The following is a 17,172-nucleotide window of genomic DNA, read 5'->3' on the forward strand; positions in this document are numbered from 1 at the left end:
ATTGATGGCCCCGATCTACGGCGTTATTTCCGCCAGCCGCAATCGGGCCCACATCCGGCACACCCCACGCTATCGCTGTCTCGCTCCATGCCGCCCCGGCTGCGCGATGCTCAAGCCGCCACGGCCACCATTGGCATGTTCACCACCGCCTGAGGCGCGCGCACCCGCGCACGGCCTGCGTTGCGCTCATTGCGGCGCGTGGAAGGCCAGTTCCACATCTGCACCTCGTCGCGAATTTCCGCGCAAACGTCGACAAGGCGCTCGAGTTCCTCGTCGCACAACGCCGCATTGAGCGAGAGCCGCACGAGCGAGCGGTTCTGCGCCGTGGCGGGCGCGCAAAACACGGAACCGAAGATGCCGCGTGCTTCGAGCGCGTCGCGCAGCACGATCGTCTGCGGTTCCGGACCGGCTTCCAGCGCGATGATTTGCGTTTCGCTGCCGTTCAGGTTGTAGCCGAGTTCGGCAAGCCGCGTGCGCACGTAACGCGCGTTGGCCGCGACGCGCGTGCGACGCCAGTCTTCGCGCTCGATCACGTCGAGCGTTGCCGCGAGACCCGCCGTTTCATGCGGCAACAACGTCGAACTGAAGATGGCGGGCAGCGCCTCGCACTTGAAATACTCCTGGAAGCGGCGGGAACAACTGATGATGCCGGCGCGCCCCGCAAATGCCTTCGCAAGGCTCGCCGTGCGGAAATGCACGCGGTCTGTGAGGCCGAGTTCGACCACCATCCCCGCACCATGCGGGCCGTGCGTGCCCAGCGAATGTGATTCGTCGACGACCAGCACGCAGTCGTGCTCCGCGCATACCTCGGCGATCGCGGCAAGCGGCGCCACGCTGCCGTTGGTGCTGTACACCGAATCGACGATCACAATGCCCGCCCCGTAGCGCTGAATGCGCTGCTCCAGGTGATCGACATCGTTGTGGAAGAAACTAATCGCACGCGCGCCGGCGCTGCGTATGCCTTCCCACAGCGACATGTGCGCCATCATGTCGACGTAAACCGGCGTTTGCGCATTGGCGATCGACTGAATAAGACCCGTGTTGGCAGCAAAACCCGACTGGCATAGTACGCTCGCTTCGGCTCGCATGTATGCCGCAAAACGGTCTTCCAGCGTGAGTTGCGGGCAATCGTCGCCGTGCAGGAATACGCCCGACATGAGCAGCCCATTGCCCTCCGAACGGATGCTCATGCACATTGCATCGAGAATCTCGGGGTGACGTGCGATCGAAAGATAATCGTTGCTGGAAAGGTGCAAAGCATCGGCATTCGCAACCCGGCCCTTCATGATGTGCCCCCCGGCCCAGCTTTCCTGCACGCGTTCGGTGTAATAACGGTCTACGCGAGCAGCGAGGAATGCGGGCAATGCCGCGTCGTTGTTGTGTGCGCTACGCCAGTTGCTACCAACTTTCATCTCAGGCTCCTTGTGGTTGAAGACCGCCCCCGGTGGCGACCTGGCTGGTCAGAATGGATCCCGGGGGCGGCCCGTAATGCGCCCGCAGCGGAACGACACGCATAACGAGGCATGACGTGTGCGTTCCGGCAACGGACTTTTGAATGTGGGTGCTGCAAAGGCTGGCGAGCGCGTGAGTCGCGGCGCGCGGCGGGAGACGGGAGACGGCCCCGGCCGGCGGCGCCAGAGCGCGCTTGAGTACGATGCGAATTCCAGCAACTGCGCGGACAACTGCGCAGACAACTGCGCGGACAACCTGAAGGACAACAGCAACGGCACGCGCAAATGCGCGAATCAGTGCGCGCGGCATGCGTTGCCAGTTCGAAAACCAATGCGGGCGCTGAGCGCCTGAAGCAAGCGCCTTCATATCCGTACGAATCCCGCATCGCGTGATCGCCACTGGTTACAAGGGAAGAAACGCCTGCTCGAAAATTATCAAGGCGCGCCACGCAGGCGATCGAGGCCATGCACTTCATGCAGCGAAAGCGCCTTCACGCTGCACATCTGTCGCGCCAGTGATAATTATCGTTTAAAAAACAGGGCTGTTATGCGTTTCGGGCCGCGCAACTATGCGTGGCGCATGGAGATTTCACAAGGTCTGCGGGTTGCCCCGCCGATGGCCGGAAGCGTTCATTCACGACGCATAGCCCGCTTGAAGCGAAACGGCGCATCGCGGCATGCGGCACAACCCGATCGCGCCCGCGTGAGTTGGCGATGCAGGGTGCGGCCAAACGGCGGCAGGCATGGCAAGTGCGCACGATGTCCCGGCCTTTGAAGGAGACGCCGATGAAGCCCGCTCCCGCTAGTGGCGCGATGCAAGCCGAGCCTTCCAATCAAGCTCGCGCCGATGCCGAGGCACTGGCCGAGCGCGTGCGGCACACCCTTGAGCGCGTGAACTGGCCCGCGCATCCCGGTACGCTGATCGAAACCGCTGAACGCAGCGGCGCATCGCGCGACGTAATCGACTCCTTGCGCCGGCTGCCCGACGAAGCGTTCGGCAGCTTTTACGAAGTCTCGGCGTCAATCATCGCGGCGCAACTGCGCGCTCACACACCGCGTTGACGCTGGATTTTTCGGCCTTACCCGATCAATGCGTGTGAGCGCGCCGCCTTTGCTCGATTCGTCATCCTCATCGATTGGCGGTCGTCGCATCTCGTGGCACGAGCAATGCGCCGAAATCGAAGCGGCCGGCCCTCGCGCCGGCAGGGTTCGAACCCTCATCCGCGTCGCATCGGGCGATGCGCTCACCTTACGGAGATCGATATGGGCGAATACGCAGGCCGTTCACACGACGAACGCGTAGCACAACGTAAGCGCGAGAAGCAGCGCGCGCAGGAACCGCCGGGCGGCGATATGGCCGTGAGCGGCACCGAACCGGACGCCACCCATAGCAGCGGCGAAATCTCTCAGCGAGGCAAGGAAGTATGGCGCAAAGGCGCTGGGCTGGACGGCGGCGGCAAGAGCGATTGATTCGCGTTGGCAAGCACCGCCGCGTGGTACTTCGTTGTGACCTCACCCTTATGAAAATCGGCGCGCGCCGTGTGTTGAGTGGACGCATGGCGCTCGCGCCTTTTCACGAACACGGAGAAGATCATGGCCTGGTCGCAGACCCCCAGCCGTTCGGCCGCCCCCAGCGGCAACGGCGCGCGCATCGTCGGCCGCGACCGTTCGGCGTCGGAGGGCCCGGGCCCCGACGTGATGGCGGCCAGCACGCTGGATGGCGACCGCGTGCTGAGTTCCGACGGCGACGAGGTCGGCAAGGTCAAGGAGATCATGCTCGATGTGAAAGCCGGCCGCATTGCCTATATGGTGATGTCGAGCGGCGGCTTTCTCGGCATCGGTGAGAAGCTGTTCGCGGTGCCGTGGAACGCACTCGCGCTTGACGTGGACCGCAAGTGCTTCGTCATCGCGCTCAACGCAGAGCGCATGAGGGACGCACCCGGCTTCGATAAGGAGCACTGGCCCTCGATGGCCGATCCCGCGTGGTCTGGCTCGGTGCACCAGTACTACGGCCGCAAGCCGTACTGGAGCGACGACACCACGAGCCTGCCGCTGGAAGATCCTGGCCGCGAGCCTCCGGAAGCCGCGGGCGTGAAGCTCTGACCAACACGCGAGGCGCGCGCGGCTCGCGCGGCTCGCGCGGCTCGCATGAGCCTCCATTCACTGAATTGACAACACGAGGAAAAGACGCCGGTTTCCCGTGCGAAGTACACTGCCGGTTCACCTCTTCGCCCTCAGGGAGCCAGGATGAAAATCGATCTGACCGGAAAACTCGCGCTCGTCACCGGCTCAGCCGCCGGCATCGGCCTCGCAGCAGCCAGGGGCCTCGCACTCTCGGGCGCCGACGTGATCGTCGGCAGCCGCCATGCACAGAGCGTGCGTGAAGCCGAGGCCACGTTGCGCACCGCGGCGCCCGGGGCGCGGGTGCAAGGCTTCGTTGGCGATCTTTCGAATGAAGCGGGGTGCGATGCGCTGGTGAAGGCGCACCCGCAGGTGGATATCCTCGTGAACAATCTCGGCGTTTTTCAGCAGCAGGACTTCTTCGAGATTCCCGATGCCGAGTGGCTGCGTTTCTTCGAAACGAACGTGATGTCGGGCGTGCGCCTCTCGCGCGCCTATGCGAATGCGATGGTCGCGCGCGGCTGGGGGCGCATCGTATTCATTTCTTCGGAGTCGGGGCTGAACATTCCCGCCGACATGATCCACTATGGCCTGACGAAAACCGCGCAGCTCGCGCTCGCACGCGGCCTCGCGAAGCGGCTTGCGGGAACGGGCGTCACGGTCAATTCGGTGCTGCCGGGTCCGACGCTTTCAGAAGGCGTGGCGAAGATGCTCGAGGAAGAAGTGGCCGCATCGGGAAGAACCGTAGAGGAAGTGGCCGCACAGTTCGTGCAGACGCATCGCGCCTCTTCCATCATTCGGCGTGCGGCAAGCGTGGAGGAGGTCGCGAACATGATCGTCTACGTGTGCTCGAAAGAGGCGTCCGCGACGACGGGTGCCGCATTGCGCGTGGATGGCGGCGTGGTGGATACCATCGCGTGATGCGCGGGTCTCGACCGCGTGAAAGCGTTTATTCGTAATACGAAACAGTTGTCGCGCTCAGGGAGCACGAAGTATCGCAGCCCGCGTGGGGCCTGCGATACTTCGCTCGCCGGTTATCCGCGTCGCACGACGCCGAGCACCAGCGTGACGAGGAAGATCACGAGGAAGATGAAGAACAGGATCTTGGCGATCGACGCCGCACCCGCTGCAATGCCGCCGAACCCGAACACGGCTGCGATGATCGCGATGATAAAGAAAATGACAGCGTATTGAAGCATGACGTCCTCCTGTGCCCGGAGCAGTCCGGCTCAAGGGTGGTCGCCGCGCCCCGGCGCCGCGTGCGGTCGCTCGATGCCCGGCATGTGGTGAGGGCCCACGACTAGCGGCCCCGACAGGACGGATTCGTGCGCCCGCCCATGCCGCACACGTGCAGCAAAGGGAATGCCTGAATGGAGGTGTCGGGCACGCGCGCCTGAAAAAAGCGCGCGCCATGAGCGATCAGACGACTTGGGGATGCCAGCCGGCGCGCTGGAATGCCGTGGCGAAGAAGAGCACCTGATAGCGGATCGAGTTCGACCAGTAGGACCAGTTGTGGCCGCCTGGTCGTTCCGCATAGTCGTGAGGCACGCCGAGTTCGATGAGCTTTTCATGCAACGTGCGATTGGACTGCACGAAAAAATCGCTCACGCCGCAGTCGATGGTCAACGCGATATGCGAACGTTCGAAATCCTGTGCATTGTCCACGATCGCGTTGCTGTTCCAGAACGACGCGTGCCGCATGGGGTCGCCGAACACGTGATCGATGCCGGGCTCGTCTTCGCAGTTGCGCGGATCGACCGCGCCGCTGATGCTACCGGCCGCGCCGAACGTCTCGGGCCGGTCCAGCGCGATGCGCAGCGCGCCGAAACCGCCCATGCTCAAGCCTGTGATCGCGCGCGCCTCGCGCGTGGCGATCGTGCGGAAATGCATGTCGACGTACGACACCACCTCGCCGCCCACGTATGTTTCATAACGACTACTCCGATCGTACGGGCTGTCGATATACCAGCTCTCATGACCGCCGTCCGGCATCACGAGCACCACATGGTAACGGTCGGCCAGCTTGCCGATGCGAGTGTTCGAAGTCCAGTCGGCATAACTGCCGCCCGAGCCGTGCAGCACATAGATCACCGGAAAGCGCGCGGCATGGTTGCCGCGCGCGTAGTCGTCGGGCAATACGACGGTCGCGTCGAATGAGCGCTGCATCGCGGCGCTGGGGATCGAGACGATACGCGTCTGGTATGCCCAGACGGGAGCACTGAGGAGCAGCGCCAGAACGAGCCAGCACGCGCGGAAGATAGCCATGAGAAGTCGCTCTTGTGTTGACTGCCACGAAAGACAACTGCTTTCATGGACTGTAACAAGGACCACTTACAGCCAAATTTCAATGCGGCCATTTAACTGCTCGCGAGGGTGTGAAAGATCACATGCGGCAAATGAAATGGCGCGACCCGTTCTGAGCGCGTCCGCTATCCCATGCGATCCCGCGCCGCCGCTTTCAATCGCCATTTCGCCGCCTGCGCTGCAGGCGCCCCTCCGGCTCGCCTTGATGCAGCAGGCCCTTTTGGCGCGGTGTGAGCGGGTCCGTCAAACACGGCTCCGCGTCGAGTTCCTGCTCGAAACGCTCCCACATGCCGGCAGGCGTATTGGCCGTACCCACGCGCGTGCCGATCGTGAGCCGGATCTGGTTGGCCCGGCTGATGGTGGAGCGCAGCCGGTGGATCTCCCAAAGCAGGCGCAACACGACAGGCAAGGGATTCCGGTCGTAAATGTCAGCCAACTCCGCAGCCGTGAGCGGTGGGAAGTGGCGATGATCGCGTCCCATTTTTCATAGCAGAAACACTGTATATTTATACAGGCTACCACATGTCAGAATGATTCTGAAGGATTGGGACGGAGGGACGACCATGTGCACGAACTACGCCGCCGCACGCCGCGACTACCTCTTCAGGCATTACGGCGTCATGCCGCCGGACGACCCGTGGCGCGACGAGATCTACAAGGACTACGCCGCGCCGGTAATTCGTCGAACGAGCGGCGGGCCCGAGCCACGCGAAGCCCTGCTTGCGACGTTCGGCATGGTGCCGCGCAAGCACATTTCGCCGGGCGTGAAAGTGTTCGACACGATGAACGCGCGCGCCGAATCGATAGGCGAGAAACGCAGTTTCTGCGACGCGTGGAAAAAACTGCAACTCTGCCTGATTCCAGCGGAGGCGTTCTTCGAGCCGAACTACGAGACGGGCAAGCCGGTGCGCTGGCGCGTCGGGCTTGCCGACGGCGCGCCGTTCGCCATTGCCGGTCTGTGGCGCGAGTGGGACGAGGGCGAGGAAGGGAAGGCGTACTCGTTCACGATGCTCACCGTCAACGCGAACGATCACCCGCTCATGAAGCGCTTTCACAAGCCCGGCGATGAAAAGCGTTCCGTGGTGATCGTGCCGGCTTCCGAGTATGAGAACTGGCTCGAAAGCCGGTCGATGGACGAGGCGAGGTCGTTTCTCAATCTTTATCCGGCGGAGCGAATGGCGGCGGAAGCGGACCCCGCGCCGCCGCGTGGGACGCCGAAACCGGTTTTGAACGAACAATAACGAAACGGCCCGGCATTGCCGGGTTGCTTCGCGGCTTCCAGCCCAGGTTGATTGCAACCGAACTACGCAGGTGCCTGGTCTGGCGGGATAAACCGGACGAGCAATGCCGCGACGAATGTCGTAGCCGCGGCAAAGAGAAACACGCCACTAGCTGATACGCCCACGAGCATGCCGGCAATCGCGGAACCGATTGGGAACCCCGACAGATTCAAGCTCATGGAAACCGAGAGAACTCGACCGAACTTCGAAGGCTCCGTTCGCCGTTGTCGTAGCGTCAGTAGTCCTACATCTATCGGACCAGCAGCCATGCCTGCGATGACCAACCCGATCACGAGACCTGCTGAACCTATACATGCTGCAACAGGCCAACAAGCGATAGCGGTTACCCCCATGCCAATTGCCATCACAATCCGCTCCCGTCCCGTCCTTCGAATCCGCCCGACAATCAAGGCACCAACTGCCCCAGAAAGGCCAACGATGGCCCAAAGAAAGCCTGTCAACCTGTCACTGGCTGGAGCCTGAAAATGCAACCCAATAATCACTGGGACCACGATCACCAGTGCACCCCACGTCATCTGATACAGGGAATAGGAAATTGCCAGTCCGCGCAGCGTAGGTTCTTTAACGACTAACGCTAGTCCGTCCATAGCTTGGCGCCATATTGAGCCTGTGCAGTTACTGTGGCCCCCAGCAAGCTGGATCGGAATGACGCACGAGGCTGCGATCCCATACGCGACGGCAACTACAGCGAAGGTGGCCGTCCCGCCAAGAAACGAGAACAACGCACCGGCCAGCGCGGGTCCCAGCACGTCTACAACTGCGTAGATAGCTGTGTCGACTGCGTTTATCCGATCAAGATCTGCTGCGGAAACCAGCCGCGGCAACAGGGTTCTGATCCCGGCAGCGCCAAGAGGATTCGTCAGCGAATAAATTGAACCGATCAGCAGGAGAGTCGACTGACTAGCCAAACCGAGTACATCAACGATGACCAGCGTTGCAACAAGCACACTGCTGACGATCAGGTCCATCACGATCGCCCGTTGAGCGCCCACCCGATCAAGAAGCGCTCCCAGGACTGGACTGACGATCAGGCCTGGCACCATTCCCGCGAACGACAACCACCCCGCGAATTCGTGTGATCCGAATCGGGACAATGCGTGGAGAATAATCAGGAGCGAGAACATGCGGCCGCCTAAACGAGACATGCAAGCCGCGATCAGCACCAGAGGAATATTTTCGATCGCTAACAACCCGCGGTAAGAGGTGCTTTCAGATCTCATGCCGATTGCCGTCCAGATAGCTGTCCATTTGATCCACCTCGATATGCCGTTATTCTCGCTGTGTTTGACGGATGTCCGCTTTAACACAGCCTGAACGTATCAGGAATCATCCCTGACTTGCACATACGGCAGACCTCTCGTATGGCCTGTCGAAACATTGGGCAGGCCCGCATCGGCAAGGCGAGGAGCAGATATCAATGAACTGTGCGGACTTCGCCACGCCATTGGCAAGCCATGGCTTCGTACAGGCGCGATCGTGAGGATGGTGGGCAGCCGCGTCTTCGTAAGAATCCGACATGATGAGGAGCAGTCCATATGAGTGTTGGATTTCAACCGCCCGGGAAGCTGAACGACCGCATCACGCGCGACTCGATGACTTGATGGAGAACGGCCAGCACGACTGTGCCCGCGGTGAGGATCAGCGCCACGCGATAATCGCCAGCGATCAGGACCGCACCTGCTGCATTGGCGCTGAACAGCAAGGGTAAGCCTATGCCGAGTACGATTTGCCATGCGCCACCCGGCATCACACTTGAGGGAAGAAAAACCATGCGGCTTAGCTCGGACACCATGAAATCCGCTGGTGCCAGGCGTTGTGTCACGAGCGCGGTGAGCGAGATCACCGCAAATACCACGATGATGGAGAGCACGCCAACCGCCAGAATCGCGAGACCGCCTATCCATGCTTCCATCGGGCGATGAGGCTGAGGATCGATGAGTGGCCAGCAGCACAGCAGCGCGACGACGGGAACCAGAAATCCTGGTTCTGACCAACGGAGTAGCTGGAGCGTGCGGCGTCTCAGCGGCATGATCAGCACGGGATCCAGGAGACCGCGGACCAGCCGCAGATAATACTGGTGGATTGAGCAGATGAAGCATTCCGCCGTTAGGGTCACCATCGTAGCCAGATAAAACACGAAGATCGCCTGTTCCCGGGTCCAGCCGTTGAGCGTATCCGTGTAGATGAACACCGTATGCAGGTAGAACAGGGTCAGCATCTGCGCGACAGCCTGGATGGTGATATAGGAGACGTAATTTCCCAGGTAATGAATCTGCCTGGCAAAGGCTTTTTCAATGAGCACCAGCATGTCAGCCCCCTCCCCCGGTGTAGGTATTGATGGCCCGATACCACATCAACTTGATCAGGAGCATGAACAGCAGGATGTAAAGCATCGCGACGGCTAGCTCGACAGCGCCGACAGGCACGTCACCGCTGATGATCAGAGCCGCTGGTGCGGCAATGAAGTACTGGAACGGATTGAACGCCATGAGTGGGCGGATGTACTCCGGCCAGTAGCCCGGTGGAATGATCGCTCCGCCCAGGAACGCGGTGATCGTGGTCAGGCAAGCCAACACGAAATCCGCCTGCATCAGCCAGAACGTCAGGAGACCCAGGAATACGCCGATGCAAAAACTCAAGACGGCGCCAGCGAGCAGGAAACCGATGATCAACAGCCCGTAGCTGAACAGTTCGGCTGGCGATCGAGACACCCTCTCGGGGTTGTTCAGCCAGTAGACGACGCACAGGATGAGAACCGGTATTGCATATAGGGCACCGCCGCCCAGATAAGCTGCGAACTTCTGTCCGATATAGCTGACCGGTCTTGCCACTTGCGTCTCGAGGCGTCCCTCGATAATTTCATCGGAGATCTCCTGAACCAGGTCGTAGCAGTTGTTCAAGCGAGACAGGTAAATCGTGAAGGCGCAGTAGTAGAGAAGCTTCTCTAGCGTAAACCCGTGTATTTCCTCGTGCGCGTCATAGACTGCGCTCCAGACAAAGAACTGAATCAGGAAGGCAACGCCGGTCGCAATGAAGAAATCGACGAACAGGACGCCGCGATCTACCAGCAGGACGCGTAGGCCATTGATGGCGAAAGGACGAAGCCGATCAATCATCCTCTTCTCCCATAACGTTCACCCGCGTGGTGTTGCAGAACGTGCGTTCCTCGTCGGTGGTCATGCCACGTGTTCGGAAGGTATCGATGAGGCGGGACTCCAGCAGGCCGCCGTTATCCCGTGACACGCCGAATTGCCGGAGCAGGTCGTCCATGGCCTTGACCTGGAACACGTTGCCGCCCTGGATGAACGCGATATGCGTGCAGCAGGCCGTCAAGTCGGTCACATCATGGGTCGTGAGCAAGGTGGCAACTTGCCGTTCCACGACAACGCGATTGATCAGTGTCCTGAGCTGCTGTTTGGACTCCATGTCAACGCCGATCGTGGGTTCGTCCAGCATCAGGACGCGAGGACGATGAGCCAATGCCAGCACCACTTCGCATTTGATGCGCTCGCCGAGACTCAGTTGGCGCACCGTACGGTCCATCAGCTTGTCGACGTGAAGCATGTCGGCAAAGAGGACAACATCCTCGCGAAACGCCTCGACCGGTACGCGATAGATGCGTCGAATTGCATCGAATGAGTGCCGTACGGGAAGATCCCACCAGAGCGATGTCTTGTGCCCGAACACAGCGGCGATCTGGTTAAGAAAGTGCGACGACAGGCGGCCCGGCTCATGCCCCAGAACTGAAATCCGGCCCGATGACGGTTTCAGGAGACCGGTTAGCAGCTTGATCATGGTTGACTTGCCGGCCCCGTTCGGGCCGACCAGCCCCAGGCACTCGCCAGCACGAATCTGAAGGTTCACCTGGTTGAGTGCCGTATGCGTCTCAAAAGTCGGCTTCAGCAATTGCCGCCACAGCGGACTCTCGTGACGACGGGTCCGATACATGCGGCTGACACCAACGACGTCGACCACGACAGTGCCGCGCTCCGTCTCGCGCTGTGCGTCTTCATTCATTGAATGATCCCAGCGATAGGCTCTGGCAAATTTAGAGCAGTGATTCTTGAATCTCCAGAAAAATTACATATCTCCTACTAGATTCCTACTTACACCTACCTTAGCTGTCAGGCTCCGGACGTAATGAGGTTAGAAATGGCAATCCGGACGACGCGCTCGTCATGACCAGGTTCGAGGAACCAGCCGATACCTGAATGGACCGCAAGCAGGCGCGAAAACGAAAACGCCAATTCTTTCCGCTTCAATCTGCAACTGCGGTGCAAACGAACAAAAGCCCGCGAACGACGCATCGTTCGCGGGCCTTGTGCATGCGAGCGCACCTGTCTCCAGTGCGCGACGACGGAATCAACTCATCGCATGCAAATAATGATAGAGCCCGGCCGCGGCCGCGCCGCCGGCAAGCGGCCCGAGCACCGGAATCCACGCATAGCGCCAGTCGCTGTCGCGCTTGCCCGGAATCGGCAGTAGCGCATGCATGATGCGCGGCGAGAGATCGCGCGCCGGGCTCATCGCATAGCCGGTCGGGCCGCCGAGCGAAATGCCGATGCCGAGCACGAGCAGCCCCACAGGCAGCGCATCGAGCGCGCCGAGCCCCACCTGCGGCGCGGCCAGATAGAGCACGCCGAGGATCAGCACGAAAGTGCAGATCGCCTCCGTCAACACGTTGTGCCGCTTGCTGCGAATCGCGGGCGCGGTGCAAAACACCGCGAGCTTGATATCCGGGTCGGCTTCTTTCGCGAAGTGCTGGCGATACGCGAGCCACACGAGCAGTGCGCCGGCCATACCGCCCAGCATCTGCGCCGCGATATAGCCGCCCACTTTCGACCACGCGAACTTGCCCGCCAGCGCGAGGCTGATGCTCACGATCGGATTGAGGTGCGCGCCGCTGAACGAGGCCGTCACGTAGACCGCCACGAACACGGCCATCGCCCAGCCCATCACGATGACGATGAGGTCGGCGCCCTTGCCCTTCGTTTTTGCTAGCAGCACGTTGGCGACAGCGCCGTTGCCGAGCAGCACGAGAATGGCCGTGCCGATGAATTCCGCAATATAGGGTGACATGATTGTCCAGTAGTCTCTCTGCCCGCGCTGTGCATACGCACGAGGCGCATGCAATCCAGCGGCGGGTTATGTTAGTTAGTTATGCTTTGTGACTGAAAGCCTGACCACATCGCTCAATGCGAGTCGTCGGCCCAGGCCTTGGCCGCGCGCACCGCCCGCTGCCAGCCCGCGCGGCAGGCATCGACCTGCGCAGCCTGCATCGACGGCGTGAAGCGCCGGTCGAGCTTCCACTGGCTCTGCAGTTCGCTCACGTTCTGCCAGTAACCGGTTGCGAGGCCGGCGAGATAGGCGGCGCCGAGCGCCGTGGTTTCGGTGATCTTCGGGCGCACCGCATTCACGCCGAGCAAGTCTGCCTGAAACTGCATGAGCAGGTTGTTCGCGCTCGCGCCGCCGTCCACGCGCAGCTCGCCCACGCTGATGCCCGAATCCGCTTCCATTGCGGCCAGCACGTCGAGCGACTGGTACGCGATCGAATCGAGCGCCGCCCGCGCCAGATGCGCCGAGGTCGTGCCGCGCGTCACGCCGAACAGGGTGCCGCGCGCACGAGGGTTCCAGTGCGGCGCACCGAGGCCAGCGAAGGCCGGCACGAGGTACACGCCGTCCGTATGCGGCACGCTCGCGGCAAGCGCCTCGATCTCGGGCGCGCTCTTGATGATGCCCATGCCGTCGCGCAGCCACTGCACCACGGCTCCTGCAATGAAAATGCTGCCTTCCAGCGCATAGTTGATCTCGTCGCCGATCTGCCAGGCGATCGTCGTCACGAGATTGTTCTTCGACTCGATGGGCTTCGCGCCCGTGTTCATCATCAGGAAGCAGCCCGTGCCGTAGGTGTTCTTCACCATGCCCGTGCTCGTGCACATCTGGCCGAACATCGCGGCCTGCTGGTCGCCCGCGATGCCAGCGAGCGGGATCTTCGAGGCGAACACCGTGGTCTTGGTCGGACCATAAATTTCGGATGACGAACGAACTTCGGGAAGCATGCTGCGCGGAATTTCGAGGGCGTCGAGCAATTCGTCGTCCCATTGGCGCGTGTGAATATTGAAGAGCATGGTGCGCGACGCGTTCGTCACGTCGGTCACGTGCAATTCGTGCTTCGTGAAGTTCCATACGAGCCAGCTGTCGACGGTGCCGAAAGCGAGCAGGCCTCGCCGCGCCTTTTCGCGCGCGCCGGGCACGTTGTCCAGGATCCAGCAGATCTTCGTTGCCGAAAAGTACGAATCGATCGGCAAGCCGGTTTTCGCGCGCACTGTCTCTTCGAGACCGCGTGCCTTGAGCGAGTCGCAGAAGTCGGCCGTGCGCCGGTCCTGCCAGACGATGGCGTTATAGATGGGATGGCCCGTCTCACGGTCCCAGACGATCGTCGTCTCACGCTGGTTCGTAATGCCGATTGCCGCGATGCTGGTGCCGTTCAGGCCCGCGCGCGTGACGGCCTCGGCGGCCACGCCGGCCTGCGTCGACCAGATTTCCTGTGGATCGTGCTCCACCCAGCCCGGTTGCGGATAAATCTGTTCGAACTCTTTCTGGGCAATCGAAACGATGTTGCCCGCGCGGTCGAAAAGCATGGCGCGCGAACTCGTGGTGCCCTGGTCGAGCGCAAGGATGTACTGTTCCGGCATGTCTCTCATCTCCATCTGTAAGTAGTTGTGCTAACGCGCCGGGAAAATCGGCGCGTGGCGATGCTCAAAGCTGCATAGAACTGCTTGACGTCGCTGAACGGCTCAAGCCGGCGAACTTCAGTGCTGCGCGGTCGCCGTCGCGCTTGTTGCGGCAAACCAGCCATCGATAGCAGCGGCCACGCCGGAAAGCGTGCCCGGCGCGACATGCAGGCCGAGCTTCGAGCGGCGCCACAGCACGTCTTCGGCGCGCGTCGCCCATTCGTTGTCGCGCAAATAGCGCAATTCGGCTTCGTAGATGCCGGGCGCGACCTCGGCGCCCAGCTCCGCGAGCGACTGCGCGTTGCCCACCAGACGCCCGGCGCGCGTGCCGTACGCACGCGCGTACCGGCGTGCCAGCGCGGCGGGCAGCCACGAGTGACGCTTCGCGAAGTCCTGCGCAAAAGGCTCGAAGCGCGCCTGCGCGATGTCGCCGCCGGGCAGCGGCGCGCCGGCTGTCCACGCCGGTGCGGTGCGATCAAGCGAGCGGCACAGCAGGTCGGACGCTTCTTCGGCCAGCTTGCGAAACGTCGTGATCTTGCCGCCGAACACCGAAAGTAGCGGCGCGCCCGCGGCCTCGTCGAGTTCGAGCTTGTAGTCTCGCGTGACGGCGGACGCATTCTCCGCGCCCTCTTCTTCGAGCAGCGGACGCACGCCCGAGTAGGTCCATTGCACGTCGGCCGGCGAGATCTTGCGCTTGAAATAGCGGTTGATCGATTCGCACAGATAGCGCGTTTCGTCGCCGTCGATCGAGACCTTCGCGGGGTCGTTGCGATACTCCACATCGGTCGTGCCGATCAGCGTGAAGTCATGCTCGTACGGAATCGCGAAGATGATGCGCTTGTCCGGGTTCTGAAAGATGTACGCATGGTCGTGGTCGAACAGGCGCTTCGTCACGATATGGCTGCCTTTCACGAGCCGCACGCTGTGCTGCGCGCCGCGCCCGAGCGCACCGTGCAGCACCTCGCCCACCCACGGGCCGGCCGCGTTGGCGATGGCGCGTGCGCGCACCTCGAAGGTGCTGCCGTCCGGGCGGCGCAGGAGCGCCTTCCATTCGCCACCCGCGCGACCCGCGCCATCCCCGCCGTTCGCGGCGTTCGTGCGCACCGCCGAAACGAGCTTCGTGCGTGTGACGATTTGCGCGCCGCGCTCCTTCGCGTCGAGCGCGTTGAGCACGACGAGGCGCGCGTCGTCGACCCAGCCGTCCGAATAGACGAAGCCGCGCCGGATCGAATCGACGAGCGGCGCGCCCGCCGCATGGCGGCGCATGTCGATACCGCGCGAGCCCGGCAACAGTTCGCGCTTCGCGAGGTGATCGTACAAAAACAGGCCCATGCGAATGAGCCACGCGGGACGCAGGTTCGGCATGTGCGGCATGACGAAACGCAGCGGCCACATGATGTGAGGCGCCGCGCGCAGCAGCGTTTCGCGCTCCTGCAGCGCCTTGCGCACGAGCCCGAACTCGTTGTACTCGAGATAGCGCAGCCCGCCGTGAATCAGCTTGGTGCTGCACGACGAGGTGTGCGAGGCGAGGTCGTCCTGTTCGCAAAGGAGCACCGACAGGCCGCGCCCTGCCGCGTCGCGCGCGATGCCCGCGCCGTTGATCCCGCCGCCCACGACGAGCAGATCGTACCGATTCTGTTGAGTCACCTGCTGTCCCTGAAGATAAATCGAACTTCGAAATGTTCGAATTCGAAATTTATCGAACATGAACGAAAAAGTAAAGGTTCGATTTCGACCTATGCGACGTGGATTTGCGCGAAATCGAACGAAAACGAAAAACCCGAAAATGAAATGGGGCGCGAATGCGGGGACTCCCAGGCGCGGTCCCAGGTCGCTTTTATGGAAGCAACGACCCTGCCCGCGCTCGAAACGCGCCGGATTTCAGAGGGTAAACAGCGAATACGTCTTGCGAAACGCGCCGAAAAAGCGCGCGCGAAGCCGCCGGCTACGCGGCGACGTGAACCTGCGTGCCCGCGGCCAGCACCGCCTCGCTCATTTCCGCGGGCAGCGGCTGGTCGGTGAAGAGCGCGTGGATCTGGCTCAGATGCCCCTGGCGCACGAGCGCCGGGCGGCCGACCTTCGAGTGGTCGGCCACGAGGTAGATCGTGCGCGCATGCTCGATGATGGCCTGCGCCACGCGCACCTCGCGCGTGTCGAAGTCGCGCAGCGTGCCGTCGGGCTCGATGGCCGAGGTGCCGATGATGGCGTAATCCACCTTGAACTGGCGGATGAAATCGATGGTGTGCTCGCCGACGATACCTTTGTCCCACGGCCGCACGACGCCGCCCGTGATCATCACTTCGCAATCGGGATAGCCGCTCATCAGGCTCGCCACGTTGAGGTTGTTCGTGACGACGCGCAGCCCTCGATGATGATTGAGCGCTCGGGCGACTTCCTCGGTCGTCGTGCCGAGATTGATGAAGAGCGATGCCTGATCGGGAATATGCTGGGCCGCTAGCGCCGCGATACGGCGCTTCTCCTCATGGAACATGTGCTGACGCGCGCTGTACGAGACGTTCTCGGAACTCGTCGGCAAACTCGCGCCACCGTGATAGCGGCGCAGGAGATTCATGTCGGCGAGCCAGTTCACGTCGCGGCGGATGGTTTGCGGCGTGACGTCGAAATGAGAAGCGAGATCGTCGACCGTGACGAAGCCGTCGCGTTGCACCCATTCGAGCATTTCCTGCTGGCGCGCGTTCAGGGTGAGGCGAGGATCTCGTGTCATGGGCTCGTTTTGCATACGGATGAGGACGGGCCTATTGTAGGGCTTGCCAACCCGATTCAGGAGACAGCCGATGCACACCCTAAGCAAATGGATGGCAGGCGCAGCCCTGTTCGCCGCGACCGCCATGCTTGCGCCGTTGCCCGCCGCCGCGCAAACGAACCCGGGTGCCCCGCAACTCGCCGCACCCGCGGGCGACGGCACCTTCCTTCTGACGATCTTCCTGAAACACGACGAGTCGAAGCCGCTGCCGAAGATCAATCAGCAGCTCGCGGAACAGGGGTTCTACAAGGCCTTTCCGCCGCCCGGCATCGAAGTGGTGTCGTGGTATGTGATGATGGGGATCGGCCAGGTCGTGACGCTGCGCGTGCCCGCCAACCGCCTGCGCGAGGTGAATCGCGCGATCGAGCAAACGGCATGGGGCGGCTACCACACCGAGTTCTATCCCACCTACGACTACAAGGCGCTCGCCGAACAGGCCCGCGCGCGCAACGGCGAATAGCCGGGTGATGACGCGTCGTCGACCGGCGCGTCTGGCA

General features: G+C 62.1%; 19 protein-coding genes. 7 read left to right on the forward strand and 12 right to left on the reverse strand.

Going from position 1 to position 17,172, the window contains the following annotated elements:
- Positions 1-110 precede the first annotated feature (110 nt).
- The gene (cqsA, locus tag VSR34_RS06480) at positions 111-1,412 is read right to left on the reverse strand and encodes an alpha-hydroxyketone-type quorum-sensing autoinducer synthase (RefSeq protein WP_342962146.1); all 1,302 of its coding nucleotides are present in this window, start codon (positions 1,410-1,412) and stop codon (positions 111-113) included.
- Between the two features lie 118 nt (positions 1,413-1,530).
- Here cqsA and VSR34_RS06485 point away from each other — a divergent pair, with 118 nt between their 5' ends.
- The 5 genes from VSR34_RS06485 to VSR34_RS06505 all read left to right on the forward strand — a co-directional run bounded on the left by VSR34_RS06485 (position 1,531) and on the right by VSR34_RS06505 (position 4,493).
- On the forward strand, positions 1,531-1,803 hold the full coding sequence (locus VSR34_RS06485; RefSeq protein ID WP_342962147.1) for a hypothetical protein: 273 nt from the start codon (positions 1,531-1,533) through the stop codon (positions 1,801-1,803).
- Between the two features lie 434 nt (positions 1,804-2,237).
- Positions 2,238-2,513 carry a DUF2795 domain-containing protein gene (locus VSR34_RS06490; RefSeq protein WP_342962148.1) on the forward strand — a complete coding sequence of 92 codons (276 nt, stop codon included), beginning with the start codon at positions 2,238-2,240 and terminating at the stop codon, positions 2,511-2,513.
- Between the two features lie 201 nt (positions 2,514-2,714).
- Entirely contained in the window at positions 2,715-2,921 is a 207-nt protein-coding gene (locus VSR34_RS06495; RefSeq protein WP_028210727.1) for a hypothetical protein, read from the forward strand.
- A gap of 123 nt (positions 2,922-3,044) precedes the next feature.
- On the forward strand, positions 3,045-3,554 hold the full coding sequence (locus VSR34_RS06500) for a PRC-barrel domain-containing protein (protein ID WP_342962149.1): 510 nt from the start codon (positions 3,045-3,047) through the stop codon (positions 3,552-3,554).
- Positions 3,555-3,698: 144 nt separating this feature from the next.
- Positions 3,699-4,493: an SDR family oxidoreductase gene (locus tag VSR34_RS06505; RefSeq protein WP_342962150.1), complete on the forward strand. Its 795-nt coding sequence runs from the start codon at positions 3,699-3,701 to the stop codon at positions 4,491-4,493.
- A gap of 113 nt (positions 4,494-4,606) precedes the next feature.
- Here the strand turns inward: VSR34_RS06505 and VSR34_RS06510 are convergent, their stop codons facing one another.
- The 3 genes from VSR34_RS06510 to VSR34_RS06520 form a co-directional block, all read right to left on the reverse strand.
- A complete protein-coding gene (locus VSR34_RS06510; RefSeq protein ID WP_028210724.1) occupies positions 4,607-4,771 on the reverse strand; it encodes a DUF1328 family protein in 165 nt (54 codons plus the stop codon).
- A gap of 220 nt (positions 4,772-4,991) precedes the next feature.
- On the reverse strand, positions 4,992-5,837 hold the full coding sequence (locus tag VSR34_RS06515) for an alpha/beta hydrolase family protein (RefSeq protein WP_028210723.1): 846 nt from the start codon (positions 5,835-5,837) through the stop codon (positions 4,992-4,994).
- A 193-nt stretch (positions 5,838-6,030) separates the two neighbouring features.
- On the reverse strand, positions 6,031-6,357 hold the full coding sequence (locus tag VSR34_RS06520) for a hypothetical protein (RefSeq protein WP_028210722.1): 327 nt from the start codon (positions 6,355-6,357) through the stop codon (positions 6,031-6,033).
- An 82-nt stretch (positions 6,358-6,439) separates the two neighbouring features.
- On the opposite strand from VSR34_RS06520, the gene VSR34_RS06525 reads away from it, so the two are divergent.
- Positions 6,440-7,117 carry an SOS response-associated peptidase family protein gene (locus VSR34_RS06525; protein WP_028210721.1) on the forward strand — a complete coding sequence of 226 codons (678 nt, stop codon included), beginning with the start codon at positions 6,440-6,442 and terminating at the stop codon, positions 7,115-7,117.
- Positions 7,118-7,179: 62 nt separating this feature from the next.
- Here the strand turns inward: VSR34_RS06525 and VSR34_RS06530 are convergent, their stop codons facing one another.
- The 8 genes from VSR34_RS06530 to VSR34_RS06565 all read right to left on the reverse strand — a co-directional run bounded on the left by VSR34_RS06530 (position 7,180) and on the right by VSR34_RS06565 (position 16,636).
- Positions 7,180-8,397, reverse strand: a complete 1,218-nt coding sequence (locus tag VSR34_RS06530) for an MFS transporter (protein ID WP_036018254.1) — start codon at positions 8,395-8,397, stop codon at positions 7,180-7,182.
- 329 nt (positions 8,398-8,726) lie between these two features.
- Complete coding sequence (locus VSR34_RS06535) at positions 8,727-9,485, reverse strand: ABC-2 family transporter protein (protein ID WP_342962151.1); 759 nt, start codon at positions 9,483-9,485, stop codon at positions 8,727-8,729.
- 1 nt (position 9,486) lies between these two features.
- Positions 9,487-10,293, reverse strand: coding sequence for an ABC-2 family transporter protein (locus tag VSR34_RS06540; protein ID WP_036018252.1), 807 nt, complete (start codon positions 10,291-10,293; stop codon positions 9,487-9,489).
- Positions 10,286-11,194: an ATP-binding cassette domain-containing protein gene (locus tag VSR34_RS06545; protein ID WP_028210718.1), complete on the reverse strand. Its 909-nt coding sequence runs from the start codon at positions 11,192-11,194 to the stop codon at positions 10,286-10,288. The genes VSR34_RS06540 and VSR34_RS06545 overlap by 8 nt, the downstream gene beginning before the upstream one ends.
- A 345-nt stretch (positions 11,195-11,539) precedes the next feature.
- Positions 11,540-12,256 carry an MIP/aquaporin family protein gene (locus VSR34_RS06550; RefSeq protein ID WP_028210717.1) on the reverse strand — a complete coding sequence of 239 codons (717 nt, stop codon included), beginning with the start codon at positions 12,254-12,256 and terminating at the stop codon, positions 11,540-11,542.
- 113 nt (positions 12,257-12,369) lie between these two features.
- The gene (glpK, locus tag VSR34_RS06555; protein WP_028229947.1) at positions 12,370-13,872 is read right to left on the reverse strand and encodes a glycerol kinase GlpK; all 1,503 of its coding nucleotides are present in this window, start codon (positions 13,870-13,872) and stop codon (positions 12,370-12,372) included.
- Between the two features lie 117 nt (positions 13,873-13,989).
- On the reverse strand, positions 13,990-15,558 hold the full coding sequence (glpD, locus tag VSR34_RS06560) for a glycerol-3-phosphate dehydrogenase (RefSeq protein WP_342962152.1): 1,569 nt from the start codon (positions 15,556-15,558) through the stop codon (positions 13,990-13,992).
- Positions 15,559-15,856: 298 nt separating this feature from the next.
- Positions 15,857-16,636 (reverse strand): DeoR/GlpR family DNA-binding transcription regulator, encoded by a 780-nt coding sequence (locus VSR34_RS06565; protein WP_028210714.1) that lies wholly within the window; start codon positions 16,634-16,636, stop codon positions 15,857-15,859.
- A 70-nt stretch (positions 16,637-16,706) separates the two neighbouring features.
- Between VSR34_RS06565 and VSR34_RS06570 the strand changes: the two genes are divergently transcribed.
- The gene (locus VSR34_RS06570; RefSeq protein WP_028210713.1) at positions 16,707-17,135 is read left to right on the forward strand and encodes a hypothetical protein; all 429 of its coding nucleotides are present in this window, start codon (positions 16,707-16,709) and stop codon (positions 17,133-17,135) included.
- The last annotated feature ends 37 nt before the right edge of the window (positions 17,136-17,172 follow it).

Origin of the sequence: Paraburkholderia sp. JHI2823 (assembly GCF_038900695.1) — a bacterium.
Taxonomy (GTDB): Bacteria; Pseudomonadota; Gammaproteobacteria; order Burkholderiales; family Burkholderiaceae; genus Paraburkholderia; species Paraburkholderia mimosarum.

What these genes read in the sequence shown, in the direction of transcription:
- VSR34_RS06510 (WP_028210724.1), bottom strand. Translation starts at nt 4,771, where the DNA reads ATGCTTCAATACGCTGTCATTTTCTTTATCATCGCGATCATCGCAGCC.
- VSR34_RS06525 (WP_028210721.1), top strand. Translation starts at nt 6,440, where the DNA reads ATGTGCACGAACTACGCCGCCGCACGCCGCGACTACCTCTTCAGGCAT.
- VSR34_RS06505 (WP_342962150.1), top strand. Translation starts at nt 3,699, where the DNA reads ATGAAAATCGATCTGACCGGAAAACTCGCGCTCGTCACCGGCTCAGCC.
- VSR34_RS06565 (WP_028210714.1), bottom strand. Translation starts at nt 16,636, where the DNA reads ATGACACGAGATCCTCGCCTCACCCTGAACGCGCGCCAGCAGGAAATG.
- glpK (WP_028229947.1), bottom strand. Translation starts at nt 13,872, where the DNA reads ATGCCGGAACAGTACATCCTTGCGCTCGACCAGGGCACCACGAGTTCG.
- VSR34_RS06550 (WP_028210717.1), bottom strand. Translation starts at nt 12,256, where the DNA reads ATGTCACCCTATATTGCGGAATTCATCGGCACGGCCATTCTCGTGCTG.
- VSR34_RS06495 (WP_028210727.1), top strand. Translation starts at nt 2,715, where the DNA reads ATGGGCGAATACGCAGGCCGTTCACACGACGAACGCGTAGCACAACGT.
- cqsA (WP_342962146.1), bottom strand. Translation starts at nt 1,412, where the DNA reads ATGAAAGTTGGTAGCAACTGGCGTAGCGCACACAACAACGACGCGGCA.
- VSR34_RS06570 (WP_028210713.1), top strand. Translation starts at nt 16,707, where the DNA reads ATGCACACCCTAAGCAAATGGATGGCAGGCGCAGCCCTGTTCGCCGCG.
- VSR34_RS06545 (WP_028210718.1), bottom strand. Translation starts at nt 11,194, where the DNA reads ATGAATGAAGACGCACAGCGCGAGACGGAGCGCGGCACTGTCGTGGTC.
- VSR34_RS06520 (WP_028210722.1), bottom strand. Translation starts at nt 6,357, where the DNA reads ATGGGACGCGATCATCGCCACTTCCCACCGCTCACGGCTGCGGAGTTG.
- VSR34_RS06515 (WP_028210723.1), bottom strand. Translation starts at nt 5,837, where the DNA reads ATGGCTATCTTCCGCGCGTGCTGGCTCGTTCTGGCGCTGCTCCTCAGT.
- VSR34_RS06535 (WP_342962151.1), bottom strand. Translation starts at nt 9,485, where the DNA reads ATGCTGGTGCTCATTGAAAAAGCCTTTGCCAGGCAGATTCATTACCTG.
- VSR34_RS06530 (WP_036018254.1), bottom strand. Translation starts at nt 8,397, where the DNA reads ATGAGATCTGAAAGCACCTCTTACCGCGGGTTGTTAGCGATCGAAAAT.
- VSR34_RS06490 (WP_342962148.1), top strand. Translation starts at nt 2,238, where the DNA reads ATGAAGCCCGCTCCCGCTAGTGGCGCGATGCAAGCCGAGCCTTCCAAT.
- VSR34_RS06540 (WP_036018252.1), bottom strand. Translation starts at nt 10,293, where the DNA reads ATGATTGATCGGCTTCGTCCTTTCGCCATCAATGGCCTACGCGTCCTG.
- VSR34_RS06500 (WP_342962149.1), top strand. Translation starts at nt 3,045, where the DNA reads ATGGCCTGGTCGCAGACCCCCAGCCGTTCGGCCGCCCCCAGCGGCAAC.